5 protein-coding genes are annotated in these 4,443 nt (G+C 72.1%); 3 read left to right on the plus strand and 2 right to left on the minus strand.

What is annotated here, in order from left to right; genetic code table 11:
- Window positions 1–1,067: UDP-glucose dehydrogenase family protein (locus ACJ73U_RS46730; RefSeq protein ID WP_407784258.1), on the plus strand; the 1,067-nt coding region annotated here is incomplete at its 5' end.
- Between the two features lie 11 nt (window positions 1,068–1,078).
- Here ACJ73U_RS46730 and ACJ73U_RS46735 read toward each other — a convergent pair.
- Entirely contained in the window at window positions 1,079–1,288 is a 210-nt protein-coding gene (locus ACJ73U_RS46735; protein WP_407784259.1) for a helix-turn-helix domain-containing protein, read from the minus strand.
- A 61-nt stretch (window positions 1,289–1,349) separates the two neighbouring features.
- On the opposite strand from ACJ73U_RS46735, the gene ACJ73U_RS46740 reads away from it, so the two are divergent.
- Window positions 1,350–2,177: a hypothetical protein gene (locus ACJ73U_RS46740; protein WP_407784260.1), complete on the plus strand. Its 828-nt coding sequence runs from the start codon at window positions 1,350–1,352 to the stop codon at window positions 2,175–2,177.
- Here ACJ73U_RS46740 and ACJ73U_RS46745 read toward each other — a convergent pair.
- Window positions 2,167–2,790: a YczE/YyaS/YitT family protein gene (locus ACJ73U_RS46745; RefSeq protein WP_407784261.1), complete on the minus strand. Its 624-nt coding sequence runs from the start codon at window positions 2,788–2,790 to the stop codon at window positions 2,167–2,169. The two genes, ACJ73U_RS46740 and ACJ73U_RS46745, sit on opposite strands and share 11 nt — an antisense overlap.
- A gap of 76 nt (window positions 2,791–2,866) precedes the next feature.
- On the opposite strand from ACJ73U_RS46745, the gene ACJ73U_RS46750 reads away from it, so the two are divergent.
- The gene (locus ACJ73U_RS46750; protein ID WP_407784262.1) at window positions 2,867–4,267 is read left to right on the plus strand and encodes a PLP-dependent aminotransferase family protein; all 1,401 of its coding nucleotides are present in this window, start codon (window positions 2,867–2,869) and stop codon (window positions 4,265–4,267) included.
- The last annotated feature ends 176 nt before the right edge of the window (window positions 4,268–4,443 follow it).

A 4,443-nucleotide genomic window follows, 5' to 3' on the forward strand; every position in this document is an offset into this window, starting at 1 on the left:
ACAATCTATACATACACTACGATCATACGAACATCGAGGTCGGCGGTGTGGCGGATCTCTCGGTGGTCGAGTCGGTGCTGGAGGAGGTCGGCCCGCTACTGCCGGCGGGCTCGGTCGTGGTGAACAAGTCGACGGTGCCGGTCGGCACCGCGCAGCGCACCGCCGAGCTGCTGGAGCGAGACGACGTGGCGGTGGTGAGCAACCCCGAGTTCCTGCGCGAGGGCTCGGCGGTCCACGACTTCCTGAACCCGGACCGCATCGTCGTCGGCTGCGACAAGCAGGACGCGGCCGAGCGCGTGGCCGCCCTGTACGCCCGCCTCGGCGCCCCGACCGTGCTGACCGACGCCGCGTCGGCCGAGCTGGTCAAATATGCCGCGAACTGCTACCTCGCGATGAAGCTGTCGTACGTCAACGCCATGGCCGAGCTGTGCGACCGCCTCGGCGCGGACATCTCCGACGTGACCGAGGGCATGGGCTTCGACAAGCGGATCGGTCAGTCCTATCTGGAGGCCGGCCCCGGCTGGGGCGGCTCGTGCCTGCCGAAGGACACCTCCGCCATGCTGCAGCTGGCGGACGCCGCCGACTTCGAGTTCCGCCTCATCCGCGCCACGATCGACACGAACAACCGCCAGCGCCAGCGCATGGTCGAGAAGGTCCGGCTCGCGGTGACCGGCAAGCGCGGCGGCTCCCTGTCGAAGGTGCGGCTGGGCATCCTGGGCCTGACGTTCAAGGCCGGCACGGACGACCTGCGTGACTCCCCGGCCCTGGCCGTGTCCGCGCTGCTGCGCCAGGCGGGTGCGAAGCTCGTGGCGTACGACCCGGCGCTGCGCTCCGGCGACACCCGCACCGACCTCGACGGCATCACCCTGGTCGACGACCCGTACCGCGCGGCCGAAGGCGCCGAGGCGCTGGTCGTGCTGACCGAGTGGCCGGAGTTCCGCGGCCTGGACTGGGCGAAGCTCGCCGACGTGGTGGCACGCCCGACCGTGGTGGACACCCGCAACCTGCTGGACCCGGACGTCGTCCGCCGCGCCGGCTTCGAGTGGAACGGCCTCGGCCGCCGTTGAGGCCAGGTGCCTCAGGGCCTTCCGTGCTTCTTGTGCACCGCCTGGCGGGAGACGCCCAGCTCGGCGGCGATGTCCTGCCAGGACCAGCCCCTGGCCCGCGCGTTGCGCACCTGCACGGACTCCAGCCGCTCCAGGAGCTTGCGCAAGGCGGCGACCGCCTGGAGACCAATGCGTGGATCCCGGTCCCCGGTGGCGGCGGCGAGCTGCGTCGCTTCTGACATTCTGTCAACATAGGTTGACGTAAGAGCCTTGTCAATCTGAGTTGACGAGGTATAATCGATCATGAGCCCACGCATCGAGGTGGCCGAACGTCCCGGGGTCGGCCTGGACGGCAGCGTCCGGCCGAGCGAGGACGTGGTCGTCGTACTGCCCCACGCGATCGTGCTGCTCGACGGTGCGACCTCCGTCGACCCGCGGCTGCCCAGCGGCGGCTGGTACGCGTCGCGCCTGGCAGGCGAGCTGTCCGGCCGCCTCACGGGCTACCCGGACACCGACCTGGCGGACCTCCTGGCGGCGGCGATCAAGACGGTGGCCCGCGACCACGGGCTGGTCCCCGGCAGGTCCCCGTCGAGCACGGTCGCGGTACTGCGCTGGTCCGACACGGTCATCGAGGGCCTCGTCCTGGCCGACAGCCCGATCGTGGCGTTCACGGCCGACGGCCCGTCGGTCCTGGCGGACACCCGCATCGGCTCGATGCCGAGAGGCGCCGGTTACCGCGACCGCCTGTCCTCCGGCGGCGGCTACGGCGAGAACCATCTGGCAGCTCTGCGCGAGGCCGTACAGAGCACGGCCACCCACCGCAACGTCGAGGGCGGCTTCTGGGTGGCGGAGGCCGACCCGGACGCCGCCCACCAGGCGGTCCGCGCGACCTGGCCCCGCGACGACGTGACCACGGTCCTCATGGCCAGCGACGGCGTGACCTGCGGCATCGAGACCTACGGGGTCTTACCCGGCTGGCCGGCCTTACGCGACCTGGCCGTCAGCGAGGGCCTGGAAGCGGTGCTGGACGTGGTACGCGCGGCTGAGCGGTCCGATCCCGATGGCAGACGCTGGCCCCGCCCCAAAGCCCACGACGACCAGGCCCTGGTGGTCGCACAGTTCAGACCTTGAGCCGCCACACCACGTGTGGCAGGAAAGCCTGCGTGAGTGGCCCGATCGCCAGCGCGTACACGACGGTCCCCACGCCGACCGTCCCGCCGAGCAGCCAGCCGGTGGCCAGCACGGTGATCTCGATCCCCGTCCGCACCACGCGGACCGACAGCCGGGTACGAGCGGTCAGACCGGTCATCAGCCCGTCCCGCGGCCCCGGCCCCAACCGCACCCCGATGTACACGGCCGTCGCGAGCCCGTTCAGCACCACCCCGGCCACCAGGAACAGGATCCGCACCACCAGCGCGGACGGCGCCGGCACGAGGGCCAGCGTCGCGTCCACCGCCACCGCGATGACCAGGATGTTCGCGACCGTGCCGACCCCCGGCCGCTGCCTGATCGGGATCCAGCACAGCAGCACCAGCGCGCCCAGGGCCGCCGTGACCGTGCCGAACGACAGGCCCGTGCGCCGCGACAGCGCGTCGTGCAGCACGTCCCACGGGTCCAGCCCCAGCCCGGACCTGATCATCAGTCCCATGCTGATCCCGTAGACCGCCAGGCCGCCGAGTAGCTGGGGCAGCCGGCGGACCGGCGACGTCGTGACCGACACGGGTCGCAGATCGAGATCAGTCATGTGGCCATGCTTTACGGTCGATTGGCTCACTATCAATAGCCAATCTGCAATAATTGGCCTTGTGAACGCGTGGCGTGTGGCACAACTGCTCGGCAACTGGCGCCGCCGCGGCTCCCGCCAGGGTGCCGCCGACCTGGCCGCCGGCATCCGGCTGCTCATCCTCGACGGCCGTATCCCCGCCGGCACCGCCCTGCCGCCCGAACGCGAGCTGGCCACCGCCCTCGAGGTCAGCCGCACGATGGTCGCCGCGGCCTGGGAGCGGCTCAAGGCCGACGGCCTCGTGGTCAGCCGCCGCGGTGCCGGCTCGTGGGCGGCCATCCCCGCCGGCAACAGCTCGGCGGAGCCCCCGGCGGACCCCGGCACCATCGACCTCGCGCGTGCCGCGCTGCCCGCCCTCCCCGGCGTCGCCGCCGCGGCCGAGGCCGCGCTGCCCCACCTCGGCGCCCACCTCGCCACGCACGGCTACCAGGAACAGGGCCTGCTGAGACTGCGTGCGCTCCTCGCCGACCGCTACACCGAGCGCGGCCTGCCCACCACGCCGGACCAGATCCTCGTCACGAGCGGCGCGCACCACGCGTTCGCCCTGGCGTTGCGCCTGTTCGTCGGTCCCGGGGACCGGATCCTGATCGAGCAGCCGACGTACCCGAACGCGCTGGAGGCCATCCGCGGCGCGCACGGGATGCCGCTGCCGGTCGCCATGGCCGACGACGGCTGGGACCTCGACGGCGTCGAGGCCGCGCTCCGGCAGTCCGCGCCCCGGCTCGCCTACCTTATCGTCGACTTCCACAACCCGACCGGGCACCGTCTCGACGCGGCTGGCCGCCAGCGCCTCGCCGCCGCGTTCCGCCGGGCCCGCACCCCCGTGGTGGTCGACGAGACGCAGGTGGAGCTGGACTTCGACGCCGACAACGCGCCGCCGCCGTTCGCCGCCTTCAGCCCCGACCTCGTGCTCGCGGCCGGCTCGGCCAGCAAGTCGCACTGGGGCGGTCTGCGGCTCGGGTGGGTCCGCGCGTCCACCGACGTCATCGCCCGGCTGGTGGCCGCCCGCCGCGGCCTCGACCTCGGCACACCCGTGTTCGAGCAGCTGGTCCTGGCGGAGCTGCTCGCCGGCCCGCGTGAACCACTGCTCGAACGGCGCGTGCGGCTCGCCCAGCACCGGGACGCGCTGGTCGCGGAGCTGCGGGAGCGGTGTCCGGACTGGTCGTTCACGGTGCCGGACGGCGGGATGATCCTGTGGTGCCGGCTGCCGCAACCGGTCAGCACCCGCATCGCCGCCGTCGCGCAGAACTTCGGCGTGCGTGTGGTGCCGGGGTCGTTCTTCACCCCGCACGGGGGACTCGAGCGCTGGCTGCGAGTGCCGTACACCCAACCGGTTGACGTCCTGCGCGAGTCGGTCCGCCGGCTGGCCGCCGCCGCCACCTCAGTGGCTGAATGCGGTGCCCCGATCGCGGACAACGGGCTCATTCCGGTCACTTGACTGGACTGAGGACGGTATCCGGGGTAGAAAGCAGTGCGCTGGATGGCCTAGTCCCTGTCTGCCGATTGGCCGGGGACGGGGCCATCCAGCGCACTGTTCGCCTCTGGCCGGGCTCGGCAGGGGCCGTCGGCACAGCCCCTCGTTGTGCCGATCGGACGAGCTCCCAGAGGAGGAGC

It is taken from the genome of Actinophytocola sp. (genome assembly GCF_045807065.1).
Taxonomy (GTDB): domain Bacteria; phylum Actinomycetota; class Actinomycetes; order Mycobacteriales; family Pseudonocardiaceae; genus Actinophytocola.

Coding starts and splice junctions, on each gene's coding strand:
- ACJ73U_RS46735 (WP_407784259.1), bottom strand. CDS start 1,288: ATGTCAGAAGCGACGCAGCTCGCCGCCGCCACCGGGGACCGGGATCCA.
- ACJ73U_RS46740 (WP_407784260.1), top strand. CDS start 1,350: ATGAGCCCACGCATCGAGGTGGCCGAACGTCCCGGGGTCGGCCTGGAC.
- ACJ73U_RS46745 (WP_407784261.1), bottom strand. CDS start 2,790: ATGACTGATCTCGATCTGCGACCCGTGTCGGTCACGACGTCGCCGGTC.